The 14,075-nt window shown below is 70.9% G+C and carries 14 protein-coding genes; 4 read left to right on the top strand and 10 right to left on the bottom strand.

Features of this window, described 5'->3' with window-relative positions; all coding sequences use genetic code 11:
- The 4 genes from EIZ45_RS23665 to eccB are packed head-to-tail and all read right to left on the bottom strand — an operon-like array spanning window position 1 to window position 3,849.
- Complete coding sequence (locus EIZ45_RS23665) at window positions 1–1,086, bottom strand: TIR domain-containing protein (protein WP_051728694.1); 1,086 nt, start codon at window positions 1,084–1,086, stop codon at window positions 1–3.
- Window positions 1,083–1,736 (bottom strand): response regulator transcription factor, encoded by a 654-nt coding sequence (locus EIZ45_RS23660; RefSeq protein ID WP_037809611.1) that lies wholly within the window; start codon window positions 1,734–1,736, stop codon window positions 1,083–1,085. Before EIZ45_RS23660 ends, EIZ45_RS23665 begins: the two co-directional genes overlap by 4 nt.
- The gene (locus EIZ45_RS23655) at window positions 1,733–2,404 is read right to left on the bottom strand and encodes a response regulator transcription factor (protein WP_134665953.1); all 672 of its coding nucleotides are present in this window, start codon (window positions 2,402–2,404) and stop codon (window positions 1,733–1,735) included. The genes EIZ45_RS23660 and EIZ45_RS23655 overlap by 4 nt, the downstream gene beginning before the upstream one ends.
- A 38-nt stretch (window positions 2,405–2,442) precedes the next feature.
- A complete protein-coding gene (gene eccB, locus EIZ45_RS23650) occupies window positions 2,443–3,849 on the bottom strand; it encodes a type VII secretion protein EccB (protein WP_134665787.1) in 1,407 nt (468 codons plus the stop codon).
- Between the two features lie 152 nt (window positions 3,850–4,001).
- Between eccB and EIZ45_RS23645 the strand changes: the two genes are divergently transcribed.
- Window positions 4,002–5,084, top strand: coding sequence for a type VII secretion protein EccE (locus EIZ45_RS23645; RefSeq protein WP_134665785.1), 1,083 nt, complete (start codon window positions 4,002–4,004; stop codon window positions 5,082–5,084).
- A 9-nt stretch (window positions 5,085–5,093) separates the two neighbouring features.
- Here the strand turns inward: EIZ45_RS23645 and EIZ45_RS23640 are convergent, their stop codons facing one another.
- The 4 genes from EIZ45_RS23640 to EIZ45_RS23625 are packed head-to-tail and all read right to left on the bottom strand — an operon-like array spanning window position 5,094 to window position 9,620.
- Window positions 5,094–6,023, bottom strand: coding sequence for a sugar phosphate isomerase/epimerase (locus tag EIZ45_RS23640; RefSeq protein ID WP_134665783.1), 930 nt, complete (start codon window positions 6,021–6,023; stop codon window positions 5,094–5,096).
- A complete protein-coding gene (locus EIZ45_RS23635) occupies window positions 6,020–7,546 on the bottom strand; it encodes a GMC oxidoreductase (RefSeq protein WP_240690747.1) in 1,527 nt (508 codons plus the stop codon). The genes EIZ45_RS23640 and EIZ45_RS23635 overlap by 4 nt, the downstream gene beginning before the upstream one ends.
- Window positions 7,543–8,475: a sugar phosphate isomerase/epimerase gene (locus tag EIZ45_RS23630; protein ID WP_134665781.1), complete on the bottom strand. Its 933-nt coding sequence runs from the start codon at window positions 8,473–8,475 to the stop codon at window positions 7,543–7,545. Before EIZ45_RS23630 ends, EIZ45_RS23635 begins: the two co-directional genes overlap by 4 nt.
- Window positions 8,472–9,620, bottom strand: a complete 1,149-nt coding sequence (locus EIZ45_RS23625) for a Gfo/Idh/MocA family protein (RefSeq protein WP_134665779.1) — start codon at window positions 9,618–9,620, stop codon at window positions 8,472–8,474. The genes EIZ45_RS23630 and EIZ45_RS23625 overlap by 4 nt, the downstream gene beginning before the upstream one ends.
- A 152-nt stretch (window positions 9,621–9,772) precedes the next feature.
- Here EIZ45_RS23625 and EIZ45_RS23620 point away from each other — a divergent pair, with 152 nt between their 5' ends.
- Both EIZ45_RS23620 and EIZ45_RS23615 read left to right on the top strand, forming a co-directional pair.
- Window positions 9,773–11,020, top strand: a complete 1,248-nt coding sequence (locus tag EIZ45_RS23620) for an ROK family transcriptional regulator (protein ID WP_134665777.1) — start codon at window positions 9,773–9,775, stop codon at window positions 11,018–11,020.
- Window positions 11,021–11,123: 103 nt separating this feature from the next.
- On the top strand, window positions 11,124–12,398 hold the full coding sequence (locus tag EIZ45_RS23615) for an MFS transporter (RefSeq protein ID WP_134665775.1): 1,275 nt from the start codon (window positions 11,124–11,126) through the stop codon (window positions 12,396–12,398).
- Window positions 12,399–12,429: 31 nt separating this feature from the next.
- Here the strand turns inward: EIZ45_RS23615 and EIZ45_RS23610 are convergent, their stop codons facing one another.
- Window positions 12,430–12,711, bottom strand: a complete 282-nt coding sequence (locus EIZ45_RS23610) for a hypothetical protein (RefSeq protein ID WP_134665773.1) — start codon at window positions 12,709–12,711, stop codon at window positions 12,430–12,432.
- A 54-nt stretch (window positions 12,712–12,765) separates the two neighbouring features.
- On the opposite strand from EIZ45_RS23610, the gene EIZ45_RS23605 reads away from it, so the two are divergent.
- On the top strand, window positions 12,766–13,533 hold the full coding sequence (locus EIZ45_RS23605; protein ID WP_134665771.1) for a MerR family transcriptional regulator: 768 nt from the start codon (window positions 12,766–12,768) through the stop codon (window positions 13,531–13,533).
- Here EIZ45_RS23605 and EIZ45_RS23600 read toward each other — a convergent pair.
- Complete coding sequence (locus EIZ45_RS23600; protein WP_205670082.1) at window positions 13,472–14,065, bottom strand: NIPSNAP family protein; 594 nt, start codon at window positions 14,063–14,065, stop codon at window positions 13,472–13,474. The genes EIZ45_RS23605 and EIZ45_RS23600 overlap by 62 nt on opposite strands.
- Window positions 14,066–14,075 lie beyond the last annotated feature (10 nt).

The raw sequence follows: 14,075 nt of genomic DNA, 5'->3' as shown, positions 1-14,075 counted from the left end.
TCAGTTCTGCAGGTGGCGCTGGAAGGCTTCGAGCGCCTGGTCGAACTGGGCTGACGCTTCGGGAGCGATTTCCAGCGGAAGCGTCAGCTGGATCGTGACGTCCTCGCCGTTGAGCAGTTGCGCGTGCAGGGGGTCCGCACGGTCGCGGAGCTCGTACACGAAGGATCTCAACCGCTCCACAGGCCGATCCGCGTACCGGGCGAGCGCCGCGAAGACTTCATGCACCTCGTCCGACGGTGTCGCATAGCCGCGGAGCCGGTAGGACCATTCGAGGAATGATCGGTAGACGGCGACGTAGCGGCTCGCCACGTGGATTATTCGCGGGACATCCCCGGCTTCGCCGACAACCCCGAACGCGGCCGTTTGCGCGTCGTCGGAAAGCACCGCGGCGAAGTTCCTGATCACGCTCAGAACTGTCGCGAGTTCTCGCTGTATGGTCGACGGGACCTGGTCGACCGGCACGTAATCGGCCGGATGGGAAAAGCCCATGCGATGATCGAGATAGGCGTCGTGCAACCGCTCGATTCCGCACACCAATTCATACGAAAACAAGAGGTATTCCCAGGCCGCGGGGCGTTCGCCGATCAGCACCGTGGCTTCGTGTTCATTACGGGGGACGTACCCGTTGAAGCCTCCTCTTCCGCCCGCCGCCGCTTCGCTGCCCAACTTCTCGCAGATAGCGCTCGCGATGCCGCTCGTCCCGACGATGTTCCCGTCCAGGTAGCTGATGCTGTCCCGGACACCGTCGAGCCGGGTGGCGTCCAATCGCACCGGGAGCAGATACGGTTCCGGCTGATTGAGCGCCCGCAGCAACACGCTTCGCCGCTCGAATCTCGTCCAGGGTTTCGCCGCGTAGTGCCGGGAAACGAACACCACCGCGTATCGCGCGCGTTCCTCGTAGACTTTCGGCAGGTACTCGACCATCTCCTCGCCCCAGAGGGCGACCTGCTCGTCCTGGTCGTAGAAAACCTTGTACCCGGCGTCGACCACCTCCCGGACCACAGCCTCGACGAAAACGCGGTCTTCCCCGGCGAAGGACACCGCGACGTCGTAGTCGTAGGCCCGCGCCGGGTCTCTCGCCGTCAACGCAGCAACCCTTCCCGGATCGCCACCCGCACGAATCCCGCCCTTCGCCGCTCTCCCGTCTTGTCCCGGATCCGGTCCAGATACGACCGCACCGTCCGGACGCTGATGTCCAGGATCTCCGCGACGTCGACGTCCCGCTCCCCCGCCGCTACCAGGCGCAGGACCTGTTTTTCCCGTTCCGACAGCACGATCTTCGGTCCCGCGTGCCGTTCGTCGCTGTCCTGGATGATCATGCCGGCCAAGGTCGGCGAGACGTACGCGTTGTCCTCCGCGATCGTCCGGATCGCGCGAAGCAGTTCGTCGCCGTCTACGTCCTTCGACAGGAAGCCCTTCGCGCCGGCTTGCATCGCGCCGAGGACCTCGGGCTGTTCCGCGTGCGCGGACACCACGAGCACCTTGTGCCCCATCTGCCCCACCTCGAGCACCGCGGCCGCGTCCTGGACGCCGCGCAGTTTCAGGTCGAGCACGACCACGCTGCCCTTCGGCTGGTCCTGCACCGCGAACCGCGCCACGGAGTCGGCTACCGCGCCCAGTTCGATGTCCGGGGCGTCGTTCAGCACGCGCGCGACCGCGTCCCGGTACAGCGGGTGGTCTTCGATCACCCCGACCTGGATGGGTCCGCTCCGGCGCCGCCCCTCGTCGGCTTTCACGTCACTGTTTCCTTCCCCACCAGGCCGCGGCGGATCGCTTCCTTCACGAGGCCGGGGCGCCGCCGTTCGCCGGTCTTGTCGCGGATCCGGTCGAGGTAGCCGCGCACGGTGCGGACGCCGATGCCGAGGATCCGCGCGATGTCGACGTCCCGTTCGCCCGCCGCGACGAGCCGCAGCACCTGCACTTCGCGCGGCGACAGTTCCATCTCCGGCCGGGTGACCGGGCGGTCGGTGTTGTCCTTGATGATCATTCCGGCGACCACGGCCGACACGTACGCGCCGCCGCCCGCGACCGCGCGGATGGCGATCAGCAACTCGTCGACGTCGACATCCTTCGACAGGAATCCCTTGGCTCCGGCGGCGATCGCGGCGAGCACCGTCTCCGGCTCGGCTTGCGCGGACACCACCAGCACGTGATGGCCCAGTTCGGCGACCTCGAGCACCGCGGCCGCGCCAGCGACTCCGGGCAGGCCGAGGTCGAGCAGGACGACGCTTCCGGCGGGCTGGCGCGCGACGTGGAAGCGCGCGACCGAATCGACCACCGCGCCCAGTTCGACGTCCGGGGCCTCCATCAGGACGCGTTCCACCGACCGGCGGTACAGCGGATGGTCTTCGATCACGGCGACCTGGACGCTGCCGGGCGCCGCGGATTCGGGGCGGTCCGGCACGTCGCTGGGTCGCTGCGCTGTCGTGGTCACCGGCTCGCTCACCCCGTTCCCGCAGGCTGCCCGGCCGCGGCGGGATCGAGCGCGGGACCGGTCGGCATCAGCGCGAGAAGCCCGCCCGCGACCGGATGCCCGGACCCAGAACCGTAGCCCAGCGACGTGAGCGCCGTCCCGTTCGCCACCGGATATTTTCGCCCCGTGTCCGTGACGAGATAAATGGTTCCCGACCCGGGATCGGTCGCGACCGCGCCGCGCGAGGGCGGGACGTAGACGACATCGGCGACCCGGGCGTCGGTCCGGCTCTGCACCGGCAGCGCGCGGGCGCCGGGCGGGACCGGCAGATCCGCCGAGACCGTCACGCGGCCGTTCTGCGCGCACAGGGTCACCGCGCTGCCGGTGATCGGCGCTTTCCCGGGGATCCGGTCCGGGTACGCCGCCGGATCCGCACCGCCGGAACGGGGTTCGCTCACCTTCTTCACCGAGGCGACGTCCGCGGCGCGCACACGCGCCGGTTCCGGACGGCCCGAATACGCCGGTTCGTTCGCCGGGGTCGTGACGAGCAGCGCGGCCTCGGTCTGGCCGACGGGTTCGAGGCCGTCCGGGCGGACGAGGTAGTAGGTCGAGGCGGTGGCGGGCCCGGCCATCGGGTCGACGACCGACAGCACCTGGCCGACGCGCGTCTCCTGCGTCCCGACGCGCGGGCCGGGGTTTCCCGCGCCGTCGACGGGGATCTCGCCGAGGTCGCGTCCGGCGGGCACGGTGTCGATCCAGCGCGCGGACACGGTGATCGTCGGGTAGCTGTCGAATTGCAGGGCCGCCGCGGCTTCGTCGCTCAGCCGGTACCGGTGGCCGCCCGCGAGCAGGAACCGGCCGCCCTGCGGGACGCGCACGATCACGCCCGAATCGCGAGGCAGCTCGACCCCGGACGCGGCCGGTTCCAGCAGCACGGCGACGAGCGGTTCCGCCGACGCGGGCGCGTCCTGGGTGGTGCGGCTGCAACTGGCCCACGGGGTGGTGATCAGCGTGCTGGGCAAGGAATCCGGCGCGCCGACGATGCCGATCTGGGTGCCGCGCGGGGCCGTGCCGAGCTTTTCGGCGGGCACCGTGACGGTCTCGTGGCCGTTGCCGCCGGCGAGCAACCGCGCGGACGCGTAGTTGAGCACCGGGTGCACCGCGCCGTCCGCGCCGAGCACGAACCGCGCCCCGCTGTCCTCCTCGACGATCACCTTGCCGCCGGCCAGCCAGTCCTTCCCGCCGGACGGGCTGACCAGGCCGATCACCCCGAACACCGCGGTCACGAGCAGCGCCGCGCCGACGCCGAGCAGCGTGCCGAGCACGAGACGGCGGCTGGGCGACACCGGATGGTTGGCGTCCGCGGCGACGAGCGCGGACACGAGACGGCGGCGCAGGAACTGGTACGCCTGGATCTGGTCCCGCTGCGTCCACACGCTGTCCCGGCCCCCTGGAGATCACATCCGCTTCCCGCGCAGGCTAGACAGCTCTCCGGACGCGCACGAGGGTAATTTTTACGCCCACGCGCCCGCGCGGGGACGCTAGCGTTCGCGGGGCCGGGTCTCCGCCCGGGGAAGAGGGGAATGCGTTGTCCGTGTCCGCGCCGCCTGCCCCGGCTCCTGCCCGAGCCCCCGGGACCGCCGGGATTTCGGGCACCGCGCCGTGGCCGTGGCTGCTGCCGATCCGCCCGTTGCAGGCGGCCGGGTGGGAGATCGCCGCGCTGGCGCTGCTGCTCGCGTTCACCGTGCACGGCCTGGCCCAGCCGATGCGGATCACCATCGCCGCGCTGGCCGGGCTGCTGGTGGTGACGACGTCGGTACGGGTCGCCGGACGGCATTTCGCCGGCTGGGCGTGGACGTGGCTCGCGCATCGGCTGCGTCGCCACGACAGCCGCCGCGACAGCCCGGACGCCTTGCTGCGCATCGCCGGTCCGGTGAAGGTGCGTCAGCACGTCGACCGCGCGGGCAACCGCTTCGGCGTCGCCGAGGTCGACGGCGACTGGAGCGCGATCGTCCGCCTCACGCCCGGCGCCGGGGAACCGTCGACGGACGAACTGCTGGCCATCCTCCGCACGACGTTCCGGAACCCGGACATCCCGCTGGCCGCCGTGCAGCTGCTGACGTGGGCGGTGCCCAGGGATTCGCGGGTGTACCGGGTGCGCTGGCTCGCGGTGCGCTACCGGCCGGAAGACGCGCCGATCGCCGCCCTCGCCCGCGGCGGCGGCGAACTGGGGGCGCTGCGGAGCACGGCGAGCGCGGCGCTGAGCTTGATGGTGGCGCTGGCGGAGGCGGGCTTTCCCTCGACGGTGCTGGAGGCTGGCGAGCTGACCAACGAGCTCCGGGTGGCGCTGGGGGTTTCCGCCGGCAACCCGGAGTCCGACGGGGATTTCTGGCGCGCCTGGCAATGGGGCGGGCTGACGCAGACGTGCTACTCGCCGCGGTCCTCGCGGGGGCTCGCCCGGACGCTCGGATTGGCGGTGCCGGGGGCGGCGTTTACCGCCACGTCGGCGACCGTGCGGCGGACGCCGGGCGGGCGGGAGAAGCTGGAGCTGACTGTCCGGGTGGGGGCGAGGGCGGCGGAAGTGCCTGTGCCGCAGTGGGTTTCGGTCGTACCGCTGCACGGTGGACACGCCGCCGCAGTACGACGGACCCTGCCGCTCGCCCTCACCTGAGACCCGGCGTCACGCGGCAGGGAAGTTGCTCTCCACCCACTTCCAGCTCGCCCGCGCGCTGGCCAGCGGCTCCATCGACGGCCGGTCGACCTCCACGATGATCCAGCCGTCGAACGCGGCGGGCAGTTCGCCCAGGCAGTCGAGCAGCGGCACGCCGCCGAGGCCCGGTTCGAGGAACAGGTTGTCGGTCGAGCGGGTGTAGGGCCCCGGCGAAGCCTGCAGAGCGCGGACCCGGTCGACGTCGAGGTCCTTGATGTGCAGTGCGGCGATCCGGTCGCGGTGTTCGCGCAGCATCCCGCGGACGTCCGCGCCCGCCCAGAACAGGTGTCCGAGGTCGAATCCCGCGCCGAGAACGGAATCCGGGATCCCGGCGAGGACGTGCTCGATCTCCTCCCGCGTTTCGACCCACGAGCCGACGTGGTTGTGGAACGCGGGCCGGATCCCTTCCGCGGTCAGGATTTCCGCGGCTCGGCCGAGGAGGTCGGTGTAGTGCTCCAGCCGGGCCCGGTCGAAGGCGTGTCCGACGCCCGCCGCCTCGTCGAAGCGCGGCATTCCGCCGCCGGTGACCATCTCGGCGGACAGGAAGATCGTGTCGAGGCCGAGGGCGTGCGTTTCGTCGGCGCGGCGGCGCACGCCGTCGAACCAGCGGAATTCCGCCGCGGAACCCGGTTCGAGCGTCACGCCGTGCGATTCCGGCAGCGGGACCTGCAGGTAACCCGGGGCCGCGCGCAGGCCGTTCTCGGCGAGCAGTTCGCGGTAGGCCCGGATGGTCTGGGTGGGCAGGACTTCCATCATCACCGCGGAAAACCCGGATTCGGCGGCCTCGCGGAGCACCCGCGGCTGCTTGTCCAGGAAGGCCGGGTCGTCGTACTCCCAGCCCTTGGCCAGGTCCGTCCACTGGAGGGTGTTGATGGCGAACTGGGAACGGTCGAGCGTCATGGCTGCTCCTGCTTCGTCGAAGTCGAAGATGTCCGGCCGAGCACGGCGCGGGCGGCGCGCACGGCGGTCGTCATGCCGGTGAGGGTCGAGTTGCAGACCAGCGCGGTGGGCACGACGCCGTTGCCTGCCACGTAAAGGTTGTCGAAGCCCCACACCCGGCAGTCCGGATCGCAGACGCTCGTGCCGTCGTCGGCGGGCCCCATCCGGACGGTTCCGGTGAAGTGCAGCGAGCACCCCGGATCCAGCAGCGCCGATTCCGTCGCCGGGTCGAACGAGCCGAGCGCGTCGCCGAGCGCCTGCTGGGTGCGCCGGGCCTGCTCGATGAGTTCGCGGTCGCGCTCAGACCATCCGAAGTGGACAGTGAGGCGCGGCATGCCCATCGCGTCGGTCTCCTCGTCGGAGAATTCCAGCCGGTTGTCCGCCTGGATTTCCGTCGGGATGTAGAAGCTCGCGCCGACCTGGTACGCCAGGCGGGTGCCGTCCTCGGCGGTGAACGTCTGCGTGCCGATCTGGACTTGGAACGGTTGCGCGGCACCGCTGTGCGGCAGCCAGTAGTGCTCGACCATGATCTCGCCGTCGGCTGGCACCGGCAGTGCGGACAGGTCGAATCCGAGCCGCTGGGGGTCGGCGAGTACGCGTCCGGTGAGGAAGGCGTGTTCGTTGAGGTAGCGGCCCAGCGCGGGCGGCCGGATTCCGGAGGCGAACAGCAGCTGAGGGCTGCGCATCGTGTCGGCGCAGACGACCGTGGCGGCGGCCTGGATTTCCCGGGTGGCACCGGATCGCACGTCCTGCAGCACAGCACCGCGCACCTCGCCGCCTTCGTGGATCAGCCGGATCGCGCGGGTGCCGGTCAACAGGGTGAAGTTCGGATCCGTTGCGGCGTCGGCGATCGGCGGGAAGATCACGTTGGGCCCGGTGCGGCGGAGCACTCCCTCGGCGTCCCGCTGGGCTGCCATCGGCATCGGCTGGATGCCGCGGCCGGGAGCGTCGACGTCCGCGAACAGCTTTTCGATTGTCGCGGTCACCACCCGGCCCGCTTCGGTGTCCGGGAAGGGGTTTCGGTTGACCCGCAGCAGTTCTCCGGCCCGGTCCAGGTCGTTCCGCCATTCCACGGAGTCCACAAAGGACGGTATCTCGTCGCCCCACGGCGCGGGGGTCGCGGCGGTCCAGTGGACGCCCATTCCGCCCGCGTTCCAGGCGATCGAGGCGGCGGGCATCTCGGCGGCGTTCTCGCCGAGCGACGTGAGGTGGTACATGCCGGGCTCGACGTCCACGAGCGTGGCGCCGACGTCCGCGGTCGGCGCGACGCCGGTGTAGAAACCCTGGATGCCGGAGGCGACGCGCTGGTTGTAGCGCTCCCAGATCTCCGGGTCGGCGACGTCGTGGAGGTGCTGACCCGGGGTGGGGCCGATCACCGGGCCGCCGTCGGCGATCACGATGCGGACGTCCGGGTCGGCGTCGCGCAGTTCGCGGGCGACGGCGGCGCCCATGAGCCCGCCGCCGACGATGAGCACGTCGTTCACGCTTCCTCCGGGGTTTCGATCACGTGCGGCCGCAGCGTCCGGTGCGCGATCTCGAGACCGCGCATGACTTTCCCGGGAGTGCCGCCCCAGACCGGGTCCTCGTGCTCGACCGAGAGCGTGCCGTCGAACCCGTGCTCGTGCAGCCGGTCGACGACCTTCGCCCAGTCGACCTGGCCGAGCCCCGGGATCCGGTAGCGCCACCAGCCGGTTTCCCACGGGTCGGTTTTGGCGGTCTTGCCGAAGAAGCCGTAGCGCTGCCGGGCGCGCGGGTCCAGCTCGACGTCCTTGGCCTGAGCGTGCAGGATGCGGTCGGCGTACGGGGCGATGGTCTCCACCGGGTCGATGCCGATCCAGGTGAGGTGCGACGGGTCCCAGTTCAGGTACAGGCCGAGGCTGAACATCCACTCCCACAGCTCGGGCGAGTAGGCGAGGTTGCCCGGGTAGCCGTCCGGATGCCAGCCCTCCATCACGCAGTTCTCGATGATCAGCCGGACCCCGCGCTCCCCCGCGTACTCGACCAGCGCCGGGAAGACGGTCTCGGCCTCGGCCTGGTTCTCCCGGACCGACTTGCCGGGGTCCCGGCCGACGAACGTGCCGACCAGCCCGACGCCGAGCTCCTGCGCGGCGTCGATCGAAGCCCGGAGATGGGTGTGGATCTCCGCCCGCCGCACCGGATCCGGGTGCAGGTTGTTCTCGTAGTAGGCGAGCGCGGAAATGCCGAGACCGTGGCGCGCCATCAGTTCCCGGGTCCGGTCGGCCTGTTCCGGCCCGAACTCGGCGACCGGCAGGTGGGACGCTTCGAAATCCCGGCCGCCGGTCGAGGGCCAGCAGGCCACTTCGAGCGCTTCGTATCCCGCGCCCGCGGCCCACTTCGCGATCCGCTCGAGGTCCCATCCGGGCAGGCACGCGGTCAGCATTCCGAGTTTCATCGTTCCACCTTCGTCCACGATCCGTCGCGGGCCGAGCGCAGCACCGCGTCGACCAGCCGAGCCGAACGCAGCCCGTCCGCGAAACCGGGCAGGCCGTCGGGCACGGCACCGTCCACCGCCGCGTAAGTGTCGGCGACGAACGCTTCGAAACACTGGGCGTACCCCTGCGCGTGCCCGGCGGGCAGCTGCGACAGCCTGCGCTGCTCCGGCGAGCCGGTTCCGCTGTCCCGCACGACGATCCGGGACTCGTCCGCGCCGCCGAGCCAGATCGACTCGGGCCGTTCCTGGTCGAAGACCGCGCTGCCGCCGGAGCCGTCGAGTTCGAACCACAGCCGGTTCTTCCGGCCGGCGGCCACCTGCGAGATCGTCGCCGAGGCCAGCACCCCGGTTCCGGTGCGCAGCAACAGCGTCGCCGAATCCTCGGTCCGCACCGGGACCCGTTCCCCGGAACCGGATCCGCCGAAGCTGGGGCCGCCGGAGCCCGGGCGGTCGGGCACGGCGACCGAGGTCGCGGCGGTCAGTTCGGCGAACGGGTCGCCGGTGATCCACTCGACCAGATCGCACCAGTGCGAGCCGATGTCGGCGAACGCCCGCGACGGCCCGCCGGAGTCCGGGAAGACGCGCCAGCCCGACACGTCCGGGGAGAGCATCCAGTCCTGCAGGTAGCTCCCGTGCACCAGCAGCAGCCGGTCGCCCAGTTCTCCGCTGCGCACGCGGGCCCGCAGTTCGCGGACGATCGGGTGGTAGCGGTAGACGAACGGCACGGTCGCCACGAGCCCGCTCTGCTCGGCGAGGGCGGCCATCCGCCCGGCCTGCTCGACCGAGACGCCCAGCGGCTTCTCGCAGATCACGTGCTTGCCCGCCCGCAGCGCGGCCTCGGCGTATTCGGCGTGCGTAGCGTTGGGCGTGCAGACGTGCACGACCTCGACGCGCTCGTCTTCGAGCACCTCGGCGAGGTCCCGGTATCCGGTGCTGATCCGCCATTGGTCGGCGACCTCGCGGGACCGCTCCGGCGTCGAGGCCAGCACCCCGGTCACCTCCGCGCCCGCCAGCAGCGCGGCCCGGCGGTGCACGGCGGCGATCATCCCCGCACCGAGCACGGCGACGCCTCGCCGGGGTTTCTTCCGGGGGTCCTGCTCCGCCATACGTGTCCTTTCACCTGCGAAGACGTGGCCTGGGGTCTCACGCCCTGCTCCGTCGTGGCCCCACGCTAAGCCGCCGCTTTATGTCGGATCAAGTCAAAAATAAAGCCACTTTCAGTCAAAAAGAACGGCATTAATGGTCTAACATCCGGGCTATGACCGACTGGACCCCCGTCCGGCTCTCCTCCCCGCCCGCCCCGGAAAACGACGCCGCCGACCGGGCGCACAGCCAGCTGCTGCGGCTGATCGCGTCCGGTTCGGCGGAAACGCGAGCGGCGCTCGTGCGCTCGACCGGCATGTCTCGGTCCACGCTGAACGGGCACCTGGACGCGCTGCTGCGCTCCCGCGTCCTGGTCGAATCGGGCACCTCGGCGCACGCCGGCCGCGGCCGTCCGGCGCACCGGCTCCGGCTCGCCGCGCGGGCGGGCGTGGTGCTGGCGGCGGACCTCGGCGCGCACAGCACCCGGGTCGCCGTCGCCGACACGGCGCAGACGATCCTCGCCGAGCAGCAGTTCCCGCTCGCGCTGGAGCAGGGCCCCGAAGCCGCGCTGGACGCGTTGACCGACCGGCTGCGCGAACTGCTCCGCGAGGCCGAGGTCGAGCCCGGCGAGGTCACCGCGCTCGCCATGGGGCTGCCCGGCCCGGTCGACGCGCGGACCGGTTCCCCGGTGCGTCCGCCGATCATGCCCGGCTGGGACCGGTATCCGGTCGGGCAGGTGATGGGCGAGCGGCTTTCCTGCGCCGTGCTCGTGGACAACGACGTGAACCTGATGGCGCTCGGCGAGGCACGGGCCCGGCCTGCCGAAGCGAATCCGTTGCTGTTCCTCAAGATCGGCACCGGGATCGGCGGCGGTCTCGTGCTCGCGGACGGGCGCATCCACCGCGGCTCCGACGGCGCGGCCGGCGACATCGGGCACGTGCGCGTCCCCGGCGACGACCAGACCGTCTGCCAATGCGGCAACGTCGGCTGCGTCGAGGCCGTGGCCTCCGCCGGAGCCGTGCTGCGCATCGTCCAGGCCGAACTGCCCGCGCTTCAGTCCATTGAGGACCTCGCCCGCGCCCTCCGCGACGGGGAGCCGACCGTGGTGCGCTACGTCCGCACCGCGGCCGAAACGATCGGCGAGGTCGTCGCGATGCTGGTGCACTTCTACAACCCGCGCACGATCGCGCTCGGCGGCCTGATCACCGCGGCGGGCGACGACGTGCTGGCCGGGATCCGCAGCGTCGTCTACCGCCGCGCGCTGCCGCTGGCCACCCGGAACCTGGTGCTGACGCACAGCGAACTCGGCAGGCACGCGGGCGTCGCGGGCGGGATCGTCTCGGCGGTGGAGCACACCCTTTCGCCGTCCGGGATCCGGGCGCTGAAGGAATCCGTACTTGACAGGGTGCCCGGCGCGAGGTGAACATCCTTGCTGTCTCACGCCCGAGAACGTCGGAACCGCCACCGCGGGTGGCGTCTGCGTCGCCCCGGCGACCCGCGGAACCGATCCCCTCTCGGAGAAAGCCATGACGCACACGGTCAGTGCGGACCGGTCCGTTCGCACGGCAGGCCCGAAATTCGTCGTCGCCTACATCGCGGCACTGCTCGGCTGCTACTTCGCCCTCATCACCCCGGCGTCGGTCACCGTCGCCCTCCGGCTCCAGCAGATCGACCCCGAGCACAAGGTCGGCGCCCTCGCGCTCGCGCTCGGCCTCGGCGCGCTGCTCGCCGTCGTCGCCAACCCGCTCTTCGGCCACCTCTCCGACCGCACGACGTCCCGGTTCGGTATGCGCAAACCCTGGCTGATCGCCGGGATCTTCGGCGGCACCGGCGGACTGCTCGTGGTCGCGTTCGCCACCACGACGGCCATGGTCGTGGTCGGCTGGTGCCTGACGCAGATCCTGTTCAACGCCGCGCTCGCCGCGATGGTCGCCCTGCTGCCCGACCAGATCCCGGCGGAGCGGCGCGGCGTGGTGAGCGCGCTGATGGGCGTCTGCTTCCCGGTTTCGATGATCGGCGGCAGCTACGTCGCGCAGGCCGTGACCGGGCTGCCGCCGTTCTGGATGTTCCTGCTCCCCGCGATCGCCGCGCCGATCACCGTCGTCATCCTGTGCGCCGTCCTGCGGGACCGCCGCCTCGACCCGGCGGAGCGGACCCCGTTCGGCATCCGCGACCTCGGCCGGATGTTCTCGTTCCGGCCCCGGCACAACCCGCCGTTCGCGTGGGCCTGCCTGATGGTTTTCCTGCTGTCGATCGGATTCTCGACCTTCACCACCTACCTGGTCTACTACCTGTCCGACGTATTGGGCGTGGGCAGCGGCGAGGTCGCGCACGCCGCGTTCGTCGTGAACCTGATCGCCTTCGGCATCGCCCTGCCCGCGAGCCTGGCCGGCGGCTGGATCACCGACCGGTTCGGCCGCCGCGGGCTGATGATGCTCTCGTCGGCGGTGCTGCTGGCGCTCGCGCTGGCGGTGCTGATCGTGGCGAAGAGCGTCCCGATGCTCTACGTCAGCGCCGCGATCGCCGGAGTCGGGCTGGGCGGGTACTTCTGCGGCCATTTCGCGGTCCCGGCTGCGCTCCTCTCGGGGGACGGCGAGGCGGCGCGCGAGATGGGGGTGGTGAACATCGCGCTCACGCTGCCGAGTTCGCTGGTGCCGGTTTACGGGCCGGTGTTGTTGTCGTTCGGTTCGAGCACGAGCACGAATTACCCGCTGCTGTTCGGGTCGGGTGTGGTCGCTTGTCTGCTGGCGATTCCGGTGATGCGGAAGATCCGCGGGCTCAACCGGCCGCCTGTGGGATGACGGGAGGTTCGTGAGGGGAACCCTGAAGGAATCAGATTCCGTCAGGGTTCCCCTCACGACCTGGAGAAAGCAGGCGCTCCAGTTCGGTTTCGGCCTCGCTGCTTCCGGCGTCCGAAAGCCGTTGCAGTTCCCGCAGATCACGGTTCGCCACCGCCCGGCGGGTCAGCAAGCGTCCGGCGTGTTCGCTGCCCTCGTCGAGCAGTTCGGACAGCTCGGCCAGGTCGCCGCGACGGTCGGCGAGATCGGCGAGACGGTCCAGTGCGGTTTCGTTCCCCTCGTCAGCGAGGGCGCGCAGGGTGTCGTAATCGTGCATGCCGCCAGCTTCCAACCTTGCCCCTGGGACAAGGTCAAGCGCGATACTGGAGCCATGCTCACCATCGGCCAGCTCGCGCGCCACGCCGGGGTTTCGGCCAAGGCGGTCCGCGTCTACCACGCGAAAGGGCTCCTGCCCGAGCCCGCGCGCGACGCCTCCGGATACCGCCGCTACGACGCGCAGGCGGTCATCGACCTGGCCCGCATCGTCACGCTCGCCCAGGCCGGGGTCCCGCTGGCGCGCATCCCGCAGGTGCTGAACGCCGACGAGGACGCCCTCGACCGGATCGACGCCGAGTTGCGGGATCGCATCCGGCAGCTCGAACAACGCCGCGCCCGGTTGCGGGACCTCGATCGGCCCGACCGGCTCTGTCTGCCGCCCGCAGCCATCGCGTTCATGGACCGGCTGAAGCGAGTAGGACTGTCTGCGCGGCACGAGAACGCCATCCGCGACGGCTGGATCCTTGCCTGCGCGCTCGCCCCGGACGTCGCCCACGCCATTCTCGCCAGCCGCACCGCGTTGCTGGACGATCCGGAGTACGTCGCCGTTCTCCGCGCGTACGACGAGGCGATCGAGTGGAGTCCCGACGATCCGCGGCTCGAAGCGATCGCCGACGCGGCCGCCAAGCTCGGCCAGCGGATGACGTTGCCGTCTGACCTGCCGGACTTCCGGAAGGTGCCCCGCCAGGTCGTCGAGCTTCTCGCCACGCATCTCGACAGCCCCGCCTGGCAGCGCATCGACCAGCTCGTCGCCCAGCGGATCAGCGAAGCGAAGAACGCGCCGTCGGAGCCAAGCGAAGCCGCTGTACCTCGGCACCGATAACCAGCTGGGACTCGAATGCCCGCAACGCCGCGAGATCCGGGAAAACCCAGACCCCGACGCGGACGTTCTCCCCTTCGCGCACCGGCAGCGCACGGAAGGTGTTCTCCGCGGGCTCGGTGACGAAGGAGGCAAGCGGCGCAACGAAATCAGCACCAGCCGGGCCGATCAGGACCAGGATTCGCGAGGGCGGTTCGACGGCATCGGCGGGCCGGGACATCGGCGGGAAGTCGGTTTCGGGGCGGAGCAGCAGGACGTTGTCGCTGTCGAGCATGGTGGCGTTCGCGGCGGCGCGGTGTTTCCGCCAGGCCTCGCCTTCGAGGTAGAACGCGGTCAACGCGGCGTGCCGGGCGGCCAGGTCCGGGAAGGAACGGAACCACACGAACCGGTCCGGGTCGTCCTCGTCGCGGAATTGGCCGACGACGGTGCAGCCCGCGGCCTCCTGCGGTTCCACCAGCGCACGGTCGAACAGGTCGATCAGGACGTCCCGTTGCCCGGGCCGGAGGGTGTACTGGCGGAGTTCCACGACGGTCACGCCAGCGAAT

This window comes from Amycolatopsis sp. CFH S0740, from assembly GCF_004522315.1.
Taxonomy (GTDB): domain Bacteria; phylum Actinomycetota; class Actinomycetes; order Mycobacteriales; family Pseudonocardiaceae; genus Amycolatopsis; species Amycolatopsis nivea.
Note: the sequence above shows the minus strand (reverse complement) of the source record. Positions and strands in the feature narration are given on the sequence as shown.

Bases quoted from the DNA above. Each gene is read 5' to 3' on its own strand.
- EIZ45_RS23640 (WP_134665783.1), bottom strand. From the start codon at position 6,023: ATGACGCTCGACCGTTCCCAGTTCGCCATCAACACCCTCCAGTGGACG.
- EIZ45_RS23630 (WP_134665781.1), bottom strand. From the start codon at position 8,475: ATGAAACTCGGAATGCTGACCGCGTGCCTGCCCGGATGGGACCTCGAG.
- EIZ45_RS23625 (WP_134665779.1), bottom strand. From the start codon at position 9,620: ATGGCGGAGCAGGACCCCCGGAAGAAACCCCGGCGAGGCGTCGCCGTG.
- EIZ45_RS23620 (WP_134665777.1), top strand. From the start codon at position 9,773: ATGACCGACTGGACCCCCGTCCGGCTCTCCTCCCCGCCCGCCCCGGAA.
- EIZ45_RS23615 (WP_134665775.1), top strand. From the start codon at position 11,124: ATGACGCACACGGTCAGTGCGGACCGGTCCGTTCGCACGGCAGGCCCG.
- EIZ45_RS23610 (WP_134665773.1), bottom strand. From the start codon at position 12,711: ATGCACGATTACGACACCCTGCGCGCCCTCGCTGACGAGGGGAACGAA.
- EIZ45_RS23605 (WP_134665771.1), top strand. From the start codon at position 12,766: ATGCTCACCATCGGCCAGCTCGCGCGCCACGCCGGGGTTTCGGCCAAG.